17 protein-coding genes and 1 pseudogene are annotated in these 17,782 nt (G+C 60.4%); 2 read left to right on the top strand and 16 right to left on the bottom strand.

Going from position 1 to position 17,782, the window contains the following annotated elements; all coding sequences use genetic code 11:
- Positions 1-4: 4 nt before the first annotated feature.
- The gene (gene accC / locus NQE15_RS04850) at positions 5-2,008 is read left to right on the top strand and encodes an acetyl-CoA carboxylase biotin carboxylase subunit (RefSeq protein WP_265947053.1); all 2,004 of its coding nucleotides are present in this window, start codon (positions 5-7) and stop codon (positions 2,006-2,008) included.
- Between the two features lie 105 nt (positions 2,009-2,113).
- On the opposite strand, the gene NQE15_RS04845 is transcribed toward accC, so the two are convergent.
- Positions 2,114-3,649, bottom strand: a complete 1,536-nt coding sequence (locus NQE15_RS04845) for a hypothetical protein (RefSeq protein WP_265947052.1) — start codon at positions 3,647-3,649, stop codon at positions 2,114-2,116.
- Positions 3,650-3,678: 29 nt separating this feature from the next.
- Between NQE15_RS04845 and NQE15_RS04840 the strand changes: the two genes are divergently transcribed.
- Complete coding sequence (locus tag NQE15_RS04840) at positions 3,679-3,945, top strand: hypothetical protein (protein ID WP_265947050.1); 267 nt, start codon at positions 3,679-3,681, stop codon at positions 3,943-3,945.
- Here NQE15_RS04840 and NQE15_RS04835 read toward each other — a convergent pair whose 3' ends face one another.
- The 15 genes and pseudogenes from NQE15_RS04835 to NQE15_RS04765 form a co-directional block, all read right to left on the bottom strand.
- The gene (locus tag NQE15_RS04835) at positions 3,946-4,878 is read right to left on the bottom strand and encodes an exopolyphosphatase (RefSeq protein ID WP_265947048.1); all 933 of its coding nucleotides are present in this window, start codon (positions 4,876-4,878) and stop codon (positions 3,946-3,948) included.
- A gap of 92 nt (positions 4,879-4,970) precedes the next feature.
- Complete coding sequence (napF, locus tag NQE15_RS04830; RefSeq protein WP_265947046.1) at positions 4,971-5,450, bottom strand: ferredoxin-type protein NapF; 480 nt, start codon at positions 5,448-5,450, stop codon at positions 4,971-4,973.
- Between the two features lie 4 nt (positions 5,451-5,454).
- Complete coding sequence (gene ccmI / locus NQE15_RS04825) at positions 5,455-6,309, bottom strand: c-type cytochrome biogenesis protein CcmI (RefSeq protein ID WP_265947043.1); 855 nt, start codon at positions 6,307-6,309, stop codon at positions 5,455-5,457.
- Entirely contained in the window at positions 6,306-6,794 is a 489-nt protein-coding gene (locus NQE15_RS04820; RefSeq protein ID WP_265947041.1) for a cytochrome c-type biogenesis protein CcmH, read from the bottom strand. Before NQE15_RS04820 ends, ccmI begins: the two co-directional genes overlap by 4 nt.
- Positions 6,791-7,375 (bottom strand): DsbE family thiol:disulfide interchange protein, encoded by a 585-nt coding sequence (locus tag NQE15_RS04815; protein WP_265947039.1) that lies wholly within the window; start codon positions 7,373-7,375, stop codon positions 6,791-6,793. The genes NQE15_RS04820 and NQE15_RS04815 overlap by 4 nt, the downstream gene beginning before the upstream one ends.
- A complete protein-coding gene (locus NQE15_RS04810; RefSeq protein WP_265947037.1) occupies positions 7,372-9,366 on the bottom strand; it encodes a heme lyase CcmF/NrfE family subunit in 1,995 nt (664 codons plus the stop codon). Before NQE15_RS04810 ends, NQE15_RS04815 begins: the two co-directional genes overlap by 4 nt.
- A 2-nt stretch (positions 9,367-9,368) precedes the next feature.
- On the bottom strand, positions 9,369-9,860 hold the full coding sequence (gene ccmE, locus NQE15_RS04805) for a cytochrome c maturation protein CcmE (RefSeq protein ID WP_265947035.1): 492 nt from the start codon (positions 9,858-9,860) through the stop codon (positions 9,369-9,371).
- A complete protein-coding gene (locus tag NQE15_RS04800) occupies positions 9,857-9,970 on the bottom strand; it encodes a hypothetical protein (protein WP_265947033.1) in 114 nt (37 codons plus the stop codon). Before NQE15_RS04800 ends, ccmE begins: the two co-directional genes overlap by 4 nt.
- A 70-nt stretch (positions 9,971-10,040) precedes the next feature.
- The gene (ccmC, locus tag NQE15_RS04795; RefSeq protein ID WP_265947031.1) at positions 10,041-10,787 is read right to left on the bottom strand and encodes a heme ABC transporter permease CcmC; all 747 of its coding nucleotides are present in this window, start codon (positions 10,785-10,787) and stop codon (positions 10,041-10,043) included.
- Positions 10,784-11,451 (bottom strand): annotated as a pseudogene (gene ccmB, locus NQE15_RS04790) (heme exporter protein CcmB). Before ccmB ends, ccmC begins: the two are co-directional and overlap by 4 nt.
- Entirely contained in the window at positions 11,451-12,059 is a 609-nt protein-coding gene (gene ccmA, locus NQE15_RS04785) for a cytochrome c biogenesis heme-transporting ATPase CcmA (RefSeq protein WP_265947029.1), read from the bottom strand. The pseudogene ccmB and the gene ccmA overlap by 1 nt, the downstream one beginning before the upstream one ends.
- Before the next feature lie 138 nt (positions 12,060-12,197).
- Entirely contained in the window at positions 12,198-14,183 is a 1,986-nt protein-coding gene (locus NQE15_RS04780) for a cytochrome b/b6 domain-containing protein (RefSeq protein WP_265947027.1), read from the bottom strand.
- Between the two features lie 99 nt (positions 14,184-14,282).
- A complete protein-coding gene (locus tag NQE15_RS04775; RefSeq protein WP_265947025.1) occupies positions 14,283-16,454 on the bottom strand; it encodes an MtrB/PioB family outer membrane beta-barrel protein in 2,172 nt (723 codons plus the stop codon).
- Positions 16,455-16,465: 11 nt separating this feature from the next.
- The gene (locus tag NQE15_RS04770) at positions 16,466-17,326 is read right to left on the bottom strand and encodes a cytochrome c3 family protein (RefSeq protein WP_265947023.1); all 861 of its coding nucleotides are present in this window, start codon (positions 17,324-17,326) and stop codon (positions 16,466-16,468) included.
- 55 nt (positions 17,327-17,381) lie between these two features.
- Positions 17,382-17,723, bottom strand: coding sequence for a c-type cytochrome (locus NQE15_RS04765; protein ID WP_265947022.1), 342 nt, complete (start codon positions 17,721-17,723; stop codon positions 17,382-17,384).
- Positions 17,724-17,782 lie beyond the last annotated feature (59 nt).

The raw sequence follows: 17,782 nt of genomic DNA, 5'->3' as shown, positions 1-17,782 counted from the left end.
AAACATGTTCAAGAAAATTCTGATTGCCAACCGCGGCGAAATCGCCTGCCGCGTCATCAAGACCGCCCGCCAGATGGGCATCCTGACGGTTGCCGTCTATTCCGAAGCCGACAAGGATGCGCTGCACGTCGACCTGGCTGACGAAGCCGTCTGCATCGGCCCGGCCGCCTCGAAAGAGTCCTACCTGGTCATGGACAAGATCATCGCCGCCTGCAAGCAGACCGGCGCCGAGGCTGTCCACCCGGGCTACGGCTTCCTGTCCGAGAACGCCACGTTCTCGCGCCGGCTGGAAGAAGAAGGCATCAAGTTCATTGGCCCCAAGCATTACTCGGTGGCCAAGATGGGCGACAAGATCGAGTCCAAGAAACTGGCCATCGCGGCCAAGGTCAACACCATCCCTGGTTATAACGATGCCATCGCCGGTCCGGACGAAGCTGTCGCGATCGCGAAGAACATCGGCTATCCGGTAATGATCAAGGCCTCGGCCGGCGGCGGCGGCAAGGGTCTGCGCGTCGCCTTCAACGATGCCGAAGCGCATGAGGGCTTCTCCTCCTGCGTCAACGAGGCGCGCAACTCCTTTGGCGACGACCGCGTTTTCATCGAGAAGTACGTGCTCGAGCCGCGCCACATCGAGATCCAGGTGCTGGGCGACTCGCACGGCAACTACGTCTACCTGAACGAGCGCGACTGCTCGATCCAGCGTCGTCACCAGAAGGTCATCGAAGAAGCGCCGAGCCCCTTCGTCGATCCCGAGATGCGCAAGGCGATGGGCGAACAGGCCGTGGCCTTGGCCCGGGCGGTGAATTACGAGTCGGCCGGTACGGTAGAGTTTGTCGTCAGCGGCGCGACCAAGGAGTTCTACTTCCTGGAAATGAATACCCGTCTGCAGGTCGAACACCCAGTCACCGAGCTGATCACCGGCCTCGATCTGGTCGAGCAGATGATCCGTGTCGCCTACGGCGAAAAGCTGCCGATCAGCCAGGCCGATGTCGGCATCAACGGCTGGGCCATGGAATGCCGGATCAACGCTGAAGACCCGTTCCGCGGCTTCCTGCCCTCCACAGGCCGTCTGGTCAAGTTCCAGCCGCCCAAGGAAATCCCAGGTCAGGTCCGCGTCGATACCGGTGTCTACGACGGCGGTGAGATCTCGATGTACTACGACTCGATGATCGCCAAGCTGATTGTGCACGGTGCCACCCGCGAGCAGGCGATTTCCCGGATGCGCGATGCGCTGAACGGCTTCGTGATCCGCGGCATCTCGTCGAACATTCCGTTCCAGGCCGCGCTGATGCAGCATCCGCGCTTCCAGTCCGGCAACTTCAACACCGGTTTCATCGCCGAAGAGTATCCGAAGGGCTTCGATGCCTCGATGGTGCCGCACGATGATCCGGCGTTGCTGGTTTCGGTGGCTGCTTACGTCTATCGCGCCTTCACCGACCGTTCCGCCTCGATCACCGGCCAGTTGCAGGGTCACGAGCGCATCGTCAGCGATCAGTGGTGCGTCGTTCGGTTGAACCCGAACGGCAACGAGAATCATACGGTCATTGCCCGTCCGATCCCCGGCGGCTATCACGTCGAATACAAGGGCGAAAAGTACGAGATCCTCTCCGACTGGAAGCTGGGCGAGTCGCTGTTCAACGGCACCTGCAACGGCGAGGAATTCACGCTGCAAGTGGAGCGCCATAAGACCAAGTACTCCCTGTTCCACTGGGGCACCCGTGCCGACTTCATGGTGATGAGCGCCCGCGCTGCAGAACTGCTGGCGCTGATGCCCGAGAAGCTGGCCCCCGACCTCTCCAAGTTCCTGCTGTCGCCGATGCCGGGCCTGCTCCGTGAAGTCGCGGTCAAGGTCGGACAGGAAGTGAAGGCCGGCGAAAAGCTGGCCGTGATCGAAGCCATGAAGATGGAAAACATCCTCAAGGCCGATCAGGATTGCAAGGTCAAGAAGGTTTCCGCCGCCGCTGGCGAAAGCCTGACGGTGGATCAGATCATCATCGAGTTCGAATGATGGTACCCGGCCGTCGCTGACGGCCGGCGGTGCATCGTCCATGCAAGGCCCGTCCCCGGACGGGCCTTTTTCTTGCCGCTGGTGCCAGCCCTTGAATTCGTGGTGTTAGGCCCGCCGGCAAGCATAGCGAACGAAATCGACCCCTCGCTCGAGAACCTCGGTCGGGACCAGATGTTCGAGCGATGTTCCCTCCAGCGCTAGCCCAAACTCGAGTCGGGTCGCCGCGCTGGCCGGAAGAATCAGCGAAATCGCATCATCGGTGCGGAGCACGAAAGCCGGAACCTTGGGGGCGCGCTGGTCATGCGGTGCCAGACGCTTCAGGTAGCCCGCTTCGACCTGTTCGTCGTACCAGTGGAGGCCGGCGACCAGGGCATTGGCCGCGGTCATTTGTAGTCCGAAGAGAACCCCCAGGCGGGGCATGCCCTTTGCACTGGAGGCGATCAGGCAGGGCGCCAGCCGTCGCGCGCCCTCCTGGTCGGCAGCGCGAACAGCCATCCCGTCGACCATGGTCCAAATTTCCCCAGGCACGTTCAGCTTCTTGACGGCTGTCGGCATCTGGGAAAGCCGATCGAAACCGAACAAGGCCATGCGCTGATGCGCAAGCGAAGCACTACTTGCATCCAGATTTCCGACCGGGTTGAGGAACTCGCCTTTGATCACGGCATAGGCATGCTCGCCACCGAAGGCGATCTCGATTTCACCGATTTCGGTTGAGCTTTCGCGCTGCTGGGAGCGCAGGCTGGCCTCGACCTCCTTGAGCAGGCGGCTGCAGGCAGACGCCGACAGTTCCCGGCCAAGCTTCAGGGACTCGGGAGACTGCCCGGCAGTCAATGACTCAATGCGCTGACGAATCTTGCGGATGACCGAGCGTACCTCAAGCCAGCAGGGCACTCCTTCCGGCAGAGGACCGCCGTAGAGCGGGGCGAGATCGACATTCCTGGCTTTCGGATCGCTGTCCGGGGCAACCAGGAAGGACGTCAGCTCGCGCCAGCGACTGATCGCCCGGTTGGCGACGATCAGCTGGGTGGCGGTCAGGCGATAGGGGTCGATCAGCCGGAGCAGAAAGGCCCATGCCAGATGGCCGGCGATGTTGGAGTCGCCAAGATGCGGAAAATCCGGGTCGGCCAGCGGCTCGCGCAGCAGCTTGTTGCTGGCCGCCTGGGCCAGCACGCCGAACAAGAGGTGGTCGAGCAGCGCCGGAGACTGGCGGGCTGCCTGGAAGTGACAATATTGCGCCATGCGCAGGGCACAGGCCGCCCGATTCAGCGGCAGGCCTTTCTCGGCCGGCGGAAAATGCGGCGTCAGCCGCATATAGGCGATGCCGAGCCGGGTCCATAACTGCTGGGCGACCTCGAAACTACGCTCATCTTCTTCCGGTAGCGGCAGGGCCTTGCGGAAATAGCGCGGCTCGATCGCCGCCTGGGCCGGCACCGCCGCACGCCGCAGCAGATTGAGCAGCTCGACGGCCAAGCTTGGGGCCAGGCCGGCACTATCGATCGCTTCGATCTGCGTGCGCAGGGCGGCCAGCATGTGCAGCGCCTGGGCCTGGGGCTGATTGGCCAGCCAGATGCGAGCCGAGGCGACGTCCTGAAAGGCCAGGGCAATATTCTTGCGGGGTTCGGGCAGGTTTAGCCAGTGCATGGAGGCTCCTTCGAGGGTATGCTCCAACCATGAGCGGATTTGAACATTATGAGCGCGAACTGGCCGATCTGGATCACGAGATTCGCCGTTATGCCGCGATTTGCGGCGTCGATCCGGGCAACCGTTACGAAATCGACGCCTGTTTGCGCAACCACCACGACGGTTGGGTGGCAGACAAGGCACGCGAGAACCTGCAAGGCCTGCTCGTCCTGCGTATCAAACTGGAGGCGGAAATGATCGAACAGGGCTTTTCGCCGCCGCCGCTCTCGCCGCCCGCCCCCAAGGCCAAGCAGTAATCAGCCGTCCTGGTTGATCCGGGCGGTCAATGCGGCCAGGGTGGCCGCCGCCTGCTCGTTGTCGACCTGACAGGTGCCCGCGGCCTGATGGCCGCCGCCACCGTACTGCAGCATCAGTTCGCCGACATTGGTCCGGCTGCCACGATCGAGAATCGACTTGCCGGTGGCGAAGACGGTATTCTGTTTCTGGACGCCCCACAGCACGTGAATGGAAATGTTGGTCTGCGGAAACAAGGCGTAGATCATGAAGCGGTTGGTCGCCCAGATGGTTTCTTCCTGGCGCAGGTCGAGTACCACCAGATTCTTGAGCACCGTACTGCAGCGCAGAATCTGATCCCTGGCTTTCTCGGACTGCTCGAAATAGAGCTCGACCCGCTCACTGACATCCGGCAAGGCCAGAATCTCGTCGATGTTGTGATTGCGGCAGTATTTGATCAGATCCATCATCAGCGTGTAGTTGCTGATCCGGAATTCGCGAAAACGACCGAGGCCGGTACGCGCGTCCATCAGGTAATTGAGCAGTACCCAGCCGCTCGGATTGAGGATTTCGTCGCGGCTGAACTGCGCCGAATCGCTCTTGTCGACGGCGTCCATCATGTCGTCGGCGATGGTCGGAAAAACCTGCTTGCCACCGTAGTAGTTGTAGACGACGCGAGCCGCCGAAGGGGCATCGGGCTCGATGATGTGGTTCTTGCGCTCGCCGGTATTGCGGATGGTCTCCGAGAGGTGGTGATCGAAGGCGAGGTGGGCGGCGGCGACGTAGGGCAGATTGGTCGTGATGTCGCGTTCGGTGATGTCGATCTTGCCGTCCTGCATGTCTTTCGGATGGACGAACTTGATGTCGTCGATCAGGTCCAGTTCGTTGAGCAGCACGGCACAGACCAGGCCGTCGAAATCACTGCGCGTGACGAGGCGGAATTTCTGTTGGGTCATTTTATTTGTCTCCGGTAGGCGGGTCGGGTAGCAAGGGCAAATTAAAGCACAAGGCCGCCGCCGTTGCCGGGGAAAAGCGCCGGAGATGCCGATCAGCGAATGGCAATCGCCCGACTTGGGCAGGGCGCGACACAAGCCCCGCAGCCGGTGCAGAGTTCGCTGTCGATTTCGGGTAAAGGGCTGCCGCCTAGGCGCGGCATAAACCGAATCGCCCGGACATCGCAGAAGTCGCCGCAAATGCGGCACTCGACGCCCTGGCGAGCCAGACAGGCGTCGCTGATGAAGGCTTTGCGCTGCCAGGGCAAGGCGGCGTTATCGAGACGCATCAAGGCTCTGGGTTGGCAGGCGGCGACACAGTCACCGCAAAAGGTGCATTCGGCGTGGCTGAAATCGACGGTCGGGTAGCCACCGTCGCCGATCACGAGAATTTTTTGCGGACAGGCTTTCAGGCAGTCATTGCAGCGCGTACAGCGGTCGATAAAGCCCTCTTCAGGCAGCGCCCAGGGCGGGCGAATCTCGGCCTGCGGCCGGGGCCGACCGCGCAAGAAGCCCCGGCGGCTGGCATCGACCATCGGATCAGCCCTGTTTTTCCTGCTTCATCTTGTCGATGCCGCTCTTCAGCATCTGCTCGATTTCCGATCCCGGCTCGACCTGCGGCAGCAATTTTTCCCAGTAGGCGATGCCTTTCTTGTTGTCACCAGCCTCCATCGCCGCCGCACCGCCCAGGAAAAGACTGTGGCCATGGTTGGGATCGATTGTCAGTGCCTTCTCGACCAGTTGCTGGGGTTTGCCGAGCAAGCCACTGCCACCGGCCATGGCGACGGCTTCGGCATAGCTGGCCAGCAGATCCGGCGTCTCATTGACGACTTTTTCGGCCTTGCCATACGCTTGCACGGCTTCTTCAAAACGGCCGAGCGCCTTGTAGGAGCGCGCCAGCATCAGCCATCCCTGCATATCGTCCGGATTGGCCTGCATCTTTGCTGCCAGTTGCTCGACCATGCCATTGATCTGTTCAGGGGTGACTTTTGCCTGCTCGACGGCCGGCGTCGAGGTCGGATCGAGCGCCTTCGGGTCGCCGAGAACGCTGTACCCGACCAAGGCCAGCGGTGGCAGCAGCATCAGAATGACAATCGCCATCTTGCGACTCGGGCCGTAGCCGGCCTGTGCCGCGCCGGATGCATCGGCGGGCTCGACCTCTTCGAGCAAGCGACGCTGCAGTTCGCGCCGTGCCTGCTCGAAATCGGCCTCGCTCAGGGTGCCGTCAGCTTTTTCGCGTTCCAGATCGGCCAACTGGTCACGGAATATGGCCAGATTAATCTCCTTGCGGTCAGCCTGCCCATCGGGAGCGCGCAGACCAAGCCAGAGAGGCGGCAAAACAAAGGCACTGACCACCACGATCAACAGGGTGGCAATAATGGCAAACACGGTCATTTGGGTTCAGCTTCCTTGAGCAGCGCGTCGACGCGACTGGCTTCATCGGCCGAGAGCGGATGGTCTTCGGCATTGATACGGGTGGCACGACGGCGCAGGTAGCGCAGCAATGCGAAGATACCGAACAGCATCAAGGCGAGCGGCCCGCCCCAGAGCAGCAGCGTGACGCCCTTGACCGGTGGCCGGTAGAGGACGAAATCGCCATAGCGGACGACCATGAAATCGATGATCTCCTTGTCCGTCTTGCCTTCCTTGAGCATGCCGCGGATTTCGCGGCGCAGATCCTGGGCCAGCTCGGCATTGGAGTCGGCAATCGTCTGGTTCTGGCAGACCAGGCAGCGCAACTCTTCGGAGAGCTTCTGCAGGCGCTTCTCGGCGACCGGGTCCGCCGCCAGTGCCGCCTCGCTGGCCGGCGAGGCGAGGACGGAGGGAACGCCGGGTAAACAAATCAGCACGCCGGCCAGGATCAGTGCGCGAAAGCTCATTTGCTCAGCTCCGCGACCAGCGGCATGATCTTCTTGGCGAGCACGTCCGGCGAAATCGGGCCGGTATGCTTCATGCGGATGATGCCGCCCTTGTCGATGACGTAGGTCTCGGGCACACCATAGACGCCGTAGTCGATGCCGACCCGGCCATCGAGGTCCATCACGGTCAGCTTGTAGGGATCACCATGCTGGGCCAGCCAGCGGTTGGCTCGCTGGAAGGCCAGTTTCTTCTCGTCTTCAGGCGCCATCTTGCTGATATCGAATTCGCCGTCACCGCGCACTTCTTTGTAATTGAGGCCAATCAGCGGGACGTCCGATTTCCGCGAGAAATCGACCAGCACCGGGTGTTCGGCACGGCAGGAAACACACCACGAAGACCAGACGTTGAGCAGCCAGACCTTGCCCTGCATGTCCTTCGGCCCCAGGGTCGTGTCCGGCGTTGCCAACACGTTCAGGTTGAAGGCCGGGGCCGGCTTGCCGACCAGCGGCGACGGCACGTCGCGCGGATTGAGGCCCAGGCCGACGGCGAGCAAAACGACGAGGGCGGCAAAGCCGCCAAGAATCCAGAAATAACGGTTCATGCTTGTTGAGTTCCAGCCGGGATATTGACTGCCGAAGCGGCGCGGGATTTGACGCGGTAGCGCCGGTCGAGGATGGCGAGCAGGCCACCGAGTGCCATCAGCAGGCAACCGCCCCAGATCCAGTCGACAAAGGGTTTGTAATAGACGCGCACCGCCCACTCGCCTTCCGGCCGCGCGCGGTCGATCGGTTCACCGAGCGAAACATAGACGTCGCGCAGGAAGCCGGCATCGATCGCGGCTTCGGTCATTGGCATCTGCGACGAATGGTAGTTGCGCTTCTCGGGGTTCATCTTGCGTTGGAACTTGCCATTGATCGCCAGATCGAAGTCGCCCTGCGCCGCCACGTAGTTCGGCCCTTGCACCGTCTTCACGCCGTTGAAGGTGAAGTGGTAGCCGGCGACATCGACGCTGTCGCCGCGAGCCATCTTGATGTCTTTTTCATCCTGGAAGCTGCTTACCATGGTGACGCCGACGACAAAGACGGCGATCCCGAAGTGCGCCACGTGCATGCCGAAGAAGCTGCGCGGCTGCTTGAGCGCCGCCTTCAGGAAGGATTGTCCGGCGCGGGTGCTCTGCACGCGCCCGACAAAATTGATTGCCCCGGCCAGCACGATCCACGCCGCGGCCAGCAAACCGAGGGCGGTCAGCGGCGACCAGGTGCCGTAGAGCAGCGGCACGACGATGGCAACCACGATGGCGGCAGCGAAAGCCCAGCGCACGGTACGCAGGATTTCCGGAATCGACGCATCCTTCCAGTGGGCGAAGGGGCCAATGCCCATCAGGAAGAGCAAGGGCGTCATCACCGGCACGAATACCGCGTTGAAATACGGCGGACCGACCGAGATCTTGCCCAGCGCCAGCGCATCGATCAGCAGTGGATAGAGCGTGCCAAGCAGCACCGTGGCGCAGGCGACGGCGAGCAGCACGTTATTGGTGAGCAGCATCGATTCGCGCGAAATCAGCGCAAAACGCCCGCCCAGGCCGACCTTGGGGGCCCGCCAGGCGAAGAGCGCTAGCGAACTGCCAATCACGGCGACAAGGAAGACCAGAATGAAGATGCCGCGAGTCGGATCGGTAGCGAATGCATGCACCGAGGTCAGTACGCCAGAACGCACCAGGAAGGTACCGAGCAGCGACAGCGAGAAGGCGGTAATCGCTAGCAGGACCGTCCAGTTCTTGAAGCTGCCGCGCTTTTCAGTGACCGCCAGCGAGTGCACCAGCGCCGTGCCAACCAGCCAGGGCATGAAGGAAGCGTTTTCGACCGGATCCCAGAACCACCAGCCGCCCCAGCCCAGTTCGTAATAAGCCCACCATGAGCCCATGGCGATGCCCAGGGTCAGGAAGCACCAGGCGGCGGTCGTCCATGGCCGCGACCAGCGCGCCCAGGCGGCATCCAACTGGCCGGAGAGCAGCGCCGCAATGGCGAAGGCAAAGGCCACCGAGAAACCGACGTAGCCCATGTAGAGCAAGGGGGGGTGGATGATCAACCCGAAGTCCTGCAACAGCGGATTCAGGTCACGGCCTTCAGCGGCTGCCGGCAACAGGCGCTCGAAGGGGTTGGAGGTGATCAGGATGAAAAGCAGGAAGCCGAAGGCGACCAGGCCGAGCGTGCCGAGCACCCGGGCGACCATGGTTTCCGGCAGTTGTCGCGACAACATGCGGACAGCGAAGGCCCACCAGGTCAGCATCAGCATCCACAACAGCAACGAGCCCTCATGGCCGCCCCAGACGGCGGCGACACGGTATTGCAGCGGCAGCAGCGAATTCGAGTGCTGGGCGACATAGACCACCGAGAAGTCATTATTGACGAAAGCGTGGGTCAGGCAAGCAAAGGAGAAAGTTACCAACAGCGCCAGTGCCGAGGTCGCAGGGCGGGCCACAGCGACCCAGGCCATACGGTTCTTGTGGGCGCCGAGCAAGGGCAGCGTGCCGAGCACCAGTGCCACCAATGCGGCGAGGATCAGCGCGAAATTGCCGAGTTCGGGGATCATGATCAGTAGCTCGTGCCGGGTTTGGGCGGGGTACCGGCCGCTTCAGCCGCGGCCTTCTTTTCGGCCGCCCGGGCGTGAGCGTCGCCGACGGCCTGAGCGGCCTCCGGCGGCATGTAGTTTTCGTCGTGCTTGGCCAATACCTCGTTGGCAATGAAGGTGCCTTCAGTGGTCAGCTTGCCCTGGGCAACAACGCCCTTCCCTTCCTTGAACAAGTCAGGAAGGATGCCCTTGTAGTTCACCGTGACGTCCTTTTCGTTGTCGGTAACGACAAAACGGACGGTCACGCCGTCGGCCTCGCGGGCCAGGCTGCTTTCCTTGACCAGACCACCGATGCGGAAGACTTGATTCTTCGGATACTGGCCCGATGCCACCTCGGTGGGCGACTTAAACAACGCGATATTGCTGTTCAGCGCATTCAGCACAAGCCAAACAATGATGCCGAAGATGACCAGGGCGCCACCGATCAGGGCGAGTTTCTTGTGACGGGATTTCATTCAGTAGTGTTCCTGTTTTCAGCGCGCAACTGGCGTTTGAGACGTGCAATGGTGATCTTTCGATTGCGCGCAACGGCAATCGGTTCAATAAGCATGATCAGGGCGGTCATGCCAAAGGAGCCCCAGACGTATAGACCGTACCCCCCATGGCGAGGAAATCGGAAAAACTGTTCCAGTGGATCATTTTTCACCTCCGGCCAGCACGGCCTTGACCCAGTCGTTGTTGCGCTCGCGTTCGAGCATGATGGTACGCGCCCGCATCAAGGCCACGGCAATCGAATACATCCAGAAACACATCGCCATCAGCAGCATGCCCCAGAGCATCGTGGTCGCCATCGAGGACTTGGTCAGGTTGATGCTGGAGCCCTGGTGCAGGGTGTTCCACCATTTCACCGAGAAATAGATGATCGGGATGTTGACGACGCCGACCAGCAGCAACAGCGCCCCAGCCTTGTCGGCGCGGCGGGCATCGTCGATCGCCGCGGTCAGCGCCATGTAGCCGATATAGAGGAAAAGCAGGATCAGTTCGGAGGTCAGCCGGGCATCCCAGACCCACCAGGCACCCCACATCGGTTTGCCCCACAAGGCACCGGTCCACAGCGAGAGGAAGGCCATCAGCGCGCCGGTCGGGGCCAGGGCCTGGGCCATCATGCCCGACAGACGGGTGTTGAAGGCGAGGCCGATGGCGGCCCAGAAGGCCATCACCAAGTAGATGAACATCGACATCCAGGACGCCGGGACGTGGATGAAGATGATCCGGTAGCCCTCACCCTGCTGAAAGTCGGTCGGCGCCACCAGCATGCCGAGCCACAGCCCGGCGAGACCGAAGACAACCGAAACGGCGACGAAATAAGGAATCATCGCACCGGCCAGGGGGTAGAACGTCGCCGGCGAGGCAAAGCGGTAAAGATTGAAGCGGTCTTTCATTCGAGGGCAATCTTCAAGGCAGCGGCCGATGCCCAAGGGGCAAAGCCAAGTGAGGCAAAAGTCAGGGCGGCGAGCAGCGACAGGTGCCCTTCCCCCCGAGACCGGACACCGTCGCATCCACTGCGCCAGCGCCGAATATTAGCACCGGTATGTAGAGCGGCAATACGAGCAGCGAGAGCAGTACGCCGCCGCCGCGCAGACCGAGGGTCAGCGCGGCGCCGATGGCGCCGATGCCGGACAGCGCCGGAGTGCCAAGCAGGATGGCGCCGGTCAGCACGAGCAGGGCATCGGCCGAGAGATCGAACTGGATGCCGAGCACCGGTGCGATCAGCGCCAGCGGCAGACCGGAGACCAGCCAGTGAGCGATCACCTTCCCAGTCACCACCAGGCCGAGCGGATGCGGGGCCAGCGCCAGTTGCTCCAGCGTGCCGTCGCGATGGTCGTCGGCGAACAGCCTGGGCAGCGAGAGCATGGTGGCAAGCAGCGCCGCGACCCAGAGCACACCGGGCGCCAGCTTGCGCAACAGATCGGGTTCCGGCCCGATGCCGAGCGGAAACAGGCTGACCACGATGACGAAGAAGAACAGCGCCGAGACGATGTCCGCCTGCCGCCGCATGGCCAGTTTGAGATCGCGGCCGATTACCGCGGTAACGATCTTGAACATCAGGAGAGCCGCAATTCGCGGACCTTGCCGGCCGGAATGGTAACCAGCTGGTGGGTCGTCATCACGGCCAGACCGCCGCGTTGCAGATGGCCGGAAATGATACCGGCCAACCAGTCCACCGCCGCCACGTCGAGCGCAACGAAGGGTTCATCGAGTATCCACAAAGGGCGTTTTTCCTTGACCAGGCGGGCCAGGGCGACCCGTCGCTTCTGGCCTTGCGAGAGATATTTGCAGGCGAGATCCTCACGGCCGGCCAGTCCGACCTGTTCCAGCGCATCGATGGCATCGTCCTCGGAGAGATCCTCCTCGGCCAGACGGGCGGCAGCGAGCAGGTTTTCCAGCGGCGTCAATTCTTCCTTGATGGCGTTCAAATGCCCGAGATAGCAGAGGTCGGCGCGAAACTCGTCGGACTTGATCGATTTGCCCTTCCAGCGAATTTCGCCAGCTTCCGGCGGCAGCAGGCCGATCAGCATGCGCAACAGGCTGGTCTTGCCGGCGCCGTTCTTGCCTTGCAGGTAGAGCAATTCGCCAGCCTCCAGCCGAAAGCCGAGGCCCTTGAACAGGCGGCGCTCGCCACGCACGCATTCCAGATTGTCAGCTTCGAGCATCAGGGAAAAAACCGAATTAATTCAGCGGCAAATTATGAACGCGCCAGTGTACCGGCAGATTGAGCGGAATCAAACAAATACAGCCGCAAAATAAAGGGGAGGGACGCATCCCTCCCCTTGGTGTGCCTAGGAGCCTGCCTAGCCGCCGAAGAAGCCTATGCTGACCAGTGCCAGCAAAATCAGGCCGGCGGCAATCAGGACCAGTCCGAGAATCTTCGAACCCAGGGCCAGCGGCGCCGACGGGGCATCGACCAGATACTTCTCCAGTTCGCCAGCATCAACCAGGCGCTGGTACTGGGCCGGGTGGTCGTGGCGGAATTCCTCGATCGACTGCGTGCCGGTGAACATCACGATATCCGGTGGCGGCAGCTTGTCCGGACGGAAATGATTGTTAAAGAAATGCACAGTGAACAGGAAGACGGCGGCCAGGAAAGCCTCCTCGCCGTGAACCAGCGTCCCGACGTTGAACACCCAGCCCGGCAGGTAAGTCGCCGTGATATGCGGAAAAGCCAGCATCAGGCCGCTCCAGCCGATGATGTTCACCCCCCAGAAGACGGCCCAGTAGTCGAACTTCTCGAAGTAGGCCCAGCGGTCGAACTGTGGCCGCGGCCCCTTGCCGAAGAACCACTTGAACATGCCCCAGCAGTCGGCCAAGTCCTTCCAATTCGGAATCAGCGAATCCGGGCCAAACCAGCGGAAAGTCTTGTCGCGCAACAGCTTCTGCATGACATAGACGAAGTGGATCAGGAAGATTCCAACAAACAGTGCCGCGGCAATGCGATGAATCAGGCCGAGCTGCCGCGGTCCGCCCAAGGCGTTCGAAACAACCGGCGCCCAGCTGCTTTCAGCAAAGAGGGCGGAAGTTCCGGTCAGCACCAGAGTCATCGTGACCAGGGCAAAGGCCAGGTGAGCGATACGCCACCCCCAGGGGAAGCGCTTGAAATGTTTGGTTTCGTCGAGATCGAGGCCCTCGGTCTTGACATGAACGGCGCGTTTGCCCTGCTTGCGGTCCTTCCATTCACGGTAATACCAGAGGCCGGAATGCGCCCAAAAGAAGGCAAAGACGAAGATCAGCAGACCGACCATGAATTTCGTGGCAATCCACATTTCGGGGTATTTCTTGAAATCACCACCATGGGCGTGGGGCCCGAAGCTGACGAAGCCGGCGGTCGCCGTCCGCATCCCGGGCTTCTTGTCGGTGTGGCACTTCTGGCAGGTTTCCAGCAGATTGTTCGGGTGAATCGATGAGTCCTCGTTGTCAGCCTTGAGAATACCGTGGCTGCCGTGACAGTCGAAACACTTGGCCGTGTAGGCGTGCCCCAGAGCACCAACTTGGCCGTGATAGGTTGCCCGGTAGCTCTTCAGGTTTGCTTCATGGCAGTTGCCGCAACGCTCGGTAATTGCCAGCCTGACTGGAGATGCTGCAGTGGCACCGATGGCGTGGCTGGTATGGCAATCGACGCAGACAGCAGCCTTGGCATCCCCCTTGTCCAGTACCGCCGCTCCATGTGCCGAGGCTGCATATTCTTCGAGTTGCTCCTCGTGACAGCTATTGGCGCAGACCTTGGGGGTGGTCAGTCGCCATTCGGCATAGTCCGGGCTGTCCTTTGTGGGGATATTGAAGCTATGCGTATCGTGGCACTGGTCGCAGGCGGCGTTGATTCGCGACGGGTCATCCTCGTTGGCTCGGCCATGAAAGGATTTCTTGTGGGCTTCAATATTTTCTACGATCAGGCCCAGGCGCGGCTTTTCGGTAGCCCTACCCTCTTTCCGGGCATTTTCCCAGAGCTCGGTGTGACACTGGACGCAGTCAACTTTTGCCGCCGGCCCGCTTTTTTCGTGCGGCGCCTTATTGTCCTTGATGTCGCTGTGGCAAGCGATACATTCCATTTTTGCATGCACACTCTTGCCGAAAGCAGCGTCGCGAACCGATAGCAAGGCACGTTTTTCGCCGTCTGCCCCATCGACTTCCAACTTGCCTTTCTTTCCGTCGTGGCAGGAAAGACAGGTTGCATTGTCGAGTTTGTCGCTAGCGGCCGGCGTGGCGCCAGCCGCCCCTGAAAACAGGGCAACACTCAAGAGGAATCCGCCAAGCAGCGGGCGGAGGGATTTGGTGCTAAGCATGGCTTACGCCTCAAGAAAAAGGCACGAGGAATTCGCTCGTGCCTTGATGGAAACTGTCAGTCTTCGAAGACCGCCTCGCGAACAAGGCGGTCGGGGGCATCAAAAGCCCAGCGAAACACCAACCATAAGGCCTTGATAAGCCCCGGTCAGGGCTGTGTAGGCGTTGTCGGTGTAGTAGTCATAGACATAGGTGCCTCGCAGTTTCATCCGCTTTTTCAACTCGTAGTCCACGCCAAGGGTCAGCGTATGAACGTTGCTGTTGATCACGCCGTCGATGCTGTTGCCGGCGGCCAGTTGCGTACCGACGTAACCGGAAGCCGTATCGCCCTTCGATTGGGTCCAGGTATAACCGGCATTCAAGCGTAGCGGATCGCTGACCTGCCAGTCGCCACCCAGTGAGACGACATAGCTGTCGATCTTGTAGTTTGGCCGGTCGATCGCCAGAAAATTGATGGCTGCCGTTGGCGCGTCATAGCGACGAGCGTCATTACGCATCAGGTAGCTGGAGAAATTATCCTGAAGCCACGAGAAACTGGCGTAGGTATTGATCCATTCGCTGACCGGCACGTTCACCGAAACGCCTGCCGATTGGAGCGTTTTCTCGGTCTCCTGTTGAACCGACGCGCCCAGGGCACCACCTGCGGCGCTGCTGGTAAAGGCGTTTTTGCCGTTTTCTGCGCGCTTGTAATTGTAGTAACCGCTTGTCTGAATGCCCTTGGTAGTCGTATAGCTCAGCTGGGTTTTCAGATTGAGAGCCCTTTCGGGTTCAGTTACCAAGCCGGTGCTGTTGGCCAGGGCGTAGGAAGGCGTGACGCGCACGATGAGCCCCGGCATCGGTCGGGCGACCCACTTCAGGAAAAGCTCGTCGACGCGGGTGTCGTTACGGTAGAGGGTCTGCGCCTGGTTGATCGAGACTACACCACCACCCCACTGACTCCAGGTCAGGTCGCGATCCTTGTCTTCATGTTTCCAGCCAAGAGTCGCCGTCGATTTCAGGAAGCCGGGCCGTATGGTGGCAGAGATGCCATAGCTCAAGGCTTCAATCTGGTTGATCCGGACATCAAGACCTTCAGTAGCTGTCGGCGTGATCAGCCCGGCAACCGGAAAGTCCGAATTGTTTTTACGATGGTTGTAGCGGATAAAGCCATCCAGACCAACGCCACTGATGATATTGCTGCTGACGCTGGCATAGGCACTGTTGGTGGTGATTTTTCCGGTGCTGTAGCCGACAAACTGCTGTTGTTGCGAGAACGAATCCTGATCAAGCACAGATAGGCCATAGCCGGCAGCAACAGAAGTGGCCCCGAAGCTCTTGGCAAAACGGAAATTGTTGGAAATGAGAGTGCTGTCCGGAGCGTACTGAATAGGACGGCGTGCGACAGCAGCATTGGTGGGCGCGACAGTTGCATCTTGAGCGGTAATCTGAGCACCGAAATCGCCAATCGTGAAGTTTCGGCTACTTTCGAACTTTTCTAGGCGGCCTTCGTAGCCCAGATTGAATCCGCCCGGCGAGCCATTCAGGCTGAAGGTGTAGCGGTTCATTTTTTCATCGATCGGGGCATCGAAGCCGCGCCAGCGGAGCGGCCGCTTATTGGCGTTGCCACCTGTCAGGTCACCGTTTCCCAGCACGTAAGTGGCAAAACGATTGCCGTCCCGGGCGTAGCCGTCGTATTCCAGCGAAGCGTTGAGCTTCTTGCCAAGCACTTCAGGTTTCAGATCGACACCAATACCGTAAGTTTGACGGTCAACCTTGAAAACACTTTGCCCAAGCGAGTCGTTGTTGAATTGCCTGACAAAGCCAGTCTGAGATGCTGCTCCGTAAGTCGTATCCACACCACCGCTCGGAATTTGTCCCGGGCTGTAAAGAAACCCCAGTCCGGCAGTGGAGGAGCGGAAATTGTTGTAGTAGCCGGTAACCCCGAACAGGTCAGTGTTGGCTTTTAGGATATTGCGTTGGTTGTACTCGCCGAAACTGTCGCGCTTCAGAACGAAGACATTGCGCTGACCATTGTTAGCGACAATATCGAGATCCAGATCGAGATAGGCGCCAGAGCGATTGTCGTCGCCGATGCCTTTCTGGTAGTTGTAGCGCTCCAGAAACTGGGTACGGCTTGCGTCGGCGCCCTTGAAATAATCGAAGGCAAAGAGCTTGGCGGTCACTTCCCCGATGATGGCCATTCCTTCAGAAACTGCTTCGGCAGCGTACAAGGGCGAGGCAAACAGGCCGGCAATGGCGAGGGCCAGGACTTTCTTCTGTGATTTCGCATGCATGATGTTTCCCCTCAGAATCTCAGATGCTGGTCAGTTGAGCTGCCGTGGATGGCGCTGTGGCAACTGACGCAATCGCGCAGAACGGAACCGGAGATTGGTGCGACGTTGCTGGAGGTGCCACCCAGGCCATGCCGGTTGCCGGCAATTGAGTGACATTGCAGGCACTGCATTGGCTGGGCGATGGTTTGCAGCTTGCGATTAGGCGCGCCGTGGGGATCATGGCAGGTGGTGCAACCTTCGACGACCGGTGCATGCTCGAAGACGTGGGGGCCACGAACAGCCTGATGGCAGGATGTGCATTGCTCGGTGACCGCACCCAGCGTGGCTTGCTTGGATGCATGCGGGTCATGGCAGCCGGTGCAGGTGGCGCCGCCTTCCTTGACGGGATGATGCGAAGGCATGTTGAACTTGGCCAGTACGTCCTGGTGGCAGGTTGCACACAGAGCCGTAGTTTTGCCACCCTTGAGCTGGGATGCATTCAGCTTTTTGACCTTGTCGGTGTGGTTGCCGTGACAGTCGTTACATTGGACGCCGGCCTTGTTGTGCTCGGCAAAGGCGAAGTGTGTGCGCTTTCTATCGGTCTCGTGACAGGTCAGACATTGCTTCGATTCCGGCAGACCGGCCAAAACACTCTTGGGTTTGGCGGTCTTGGCTGTGGCGTTTTCGCGCGCTTCTTCGACCTTGGCGTGATCCGCCGCGCTCGTATGGCAGCTGACGCAGTCGCCGTGATAGGCGTGAGCCTTGGTTTCAGCTTCGTGGCAGCTGACGCACGCCGCCCCAACCGGAGCAGATTTTGCGGCAGGTGCCGCGATGATGGGGGCGGACAGCAGTGTCCCCAGTAATACCGCTGCAATTCCAATAAAACGTTTCATGACCAAACCCCCGTGCTTTCTTGCCTTACTTTTGTAACCCCTGACTTGCCAAACCTCAGCGGGCCAATATCCACTCGATCAGATTGGTAATTCTTGCGGCGTCGCGTGTCTTGACGGTGCCGTGATCGACCTTTTCGCCTTCAACCTCGACCTGATTCGGTTCCGTGACATGCTTGGTCAACTCGGCCATGGCATTCGCCTTGCCTTTGTATTCGGCGGCGATCTTCTTGTAGGGCTTGCCTTTCTTGGTTTTCTCGACGTCATGGCATTTCAGGCACTTGCTGTCCTTGAGCAATTTCTCGGCATCGGCATCGTCGATCGCGGCATGGAGATTGCCGCTGCCGGCCAGCGCCAGGATCAAGGATCCGGACAGCAGAAAATAGGTCTTTTTGTTCATTTGAGTTCCCCCTGAAGCAGCTACGGAAAATTCCGAGTCGATATTTGGGAGGCAAGATT

It is taken from the genome of Dechloromonas sp. A34 (assembly GCF_026261605.1).
GTDB lineage: Bacteria > Pseudomonadota > Gammaproteobacteria > Burkholderiales > Rhodocyclaceae > Azonexus.
This window is presented reverse-complemented; position numbering and strand designations above follow the sequence as displayed.

Coding starts and splice junctions, on each gene's coding strand:
- accC (WP_265947053.1), top strand. CDS start 5: ATGTTCAAGAAAATTCTGATTGCCAACCGCGGCGAAATCGCCTGCCGC.
- NQE15_RS04845 (WP_265947052.1), bottom strand. CDS start 3,649: ATGCACTGGCTAAACCTGCCCGAACCCCGCAAGAATATTGCCCTGGCC.
- NQE15_RS04840 (WP_265947050.1), top strand. CDS start 3,679: ATGAGCGGATTTGAACATTATGAGCGCGAACTGGCCGATCTGGATCAC.
- NQE15_RS04835 (WP_265947048.1), bottom strand. CDS start 4,878: ATGACCCAACAGAAATTCCGCCTCGTCACGCGCAGTGATTTCGACGGC.
- napF (WP_265947046.1), bottom strand. CDS start 5,450: ATGGTCGATGCCAGCCGCCGGGGCTTCTTGCGCGGTCGGCCCCGGCCG.
- ccmI (WP_265947043.1), bottom strand. CDS start 6,309: ATGACCGTGTTTGCCATTATTGCCACCCTGTTGATCGTGGTGGTCAGT.
- NQE15_RS04820 (WP_265947041.1), bottom strand. CDS start 6,794: ATGAGCTTTCGCGCACTGATCCTGGCCGGCGTGCTGATTTGTTTACCC.
- NQE15_RS04815 (WP_265947039.1), bottom strand. CDS start 7,375: ATGAACCGTTATTTCTGGATTCTTGGCGGCTTTGCCGCCCTCGTCGTT.
- NQE15_RS04810 (WP_265947037.1), bottom strand. CDS start 9,366: ATGATCCCCGAACTCGGCAATTTCGCGCTGATCCTCGCCGCATTGGTG.
- ccmE (WP_265947035.1), bottom strand. CDS start 9,860: ATGAAATCCCGTCACAAGAAACTCGCCCTGATCGGTGGCGCCCTGGTC.
- NQE15_RS04800 (WP_265947033.1), bottom strand. CDS start 9,970: ATGACCGCCCTGATCATGCTTATTGAACCGATTGCCGTTGCGCGCAAT.
- ccmC (WP_265947031.1), bottom strand. CDS start 10,787: ATGAAAGACCGCTTCAATCTTTACCGCTTTGCCTCGCCGGCGACGTTC.
- ccmA (WP_265947029.1), bottom strand. CDS start 12,059: ATGCTCGAAGCTGACAATCTGGAATGCGTGCGTGGCGAGCGCCGCCTG.
- NQE15_RS04780 (WP_265947027.1), bottom strand. CDS start 14,183: ATGCTTAGCACCAAATCCCTCCGCCCGCTGCTTGGCGGATTCCTCTTG.
- NQE15_RS04775 (WP_265947025.1), bottom strand. CDS start 16,454: ATGCATGCGAAATCACAGAAGAAAGTCCTGGCCCTCGCCATTGCCGGC.
- NQE15_RS04770 (WP_265947023.1), bottom strand. CDS start 17,326: ATGAAACGTTTTATTGGAATTGCAGCGGTATTACTGGGGACACTGCTG.
- NQE15_RS04765 (WP_265947022.1), bottom strand. CDS start 17,723: ATGAACAAAAAGACCTATTTTCTGCTGTCCGGATCCTTGATCCTGGCG.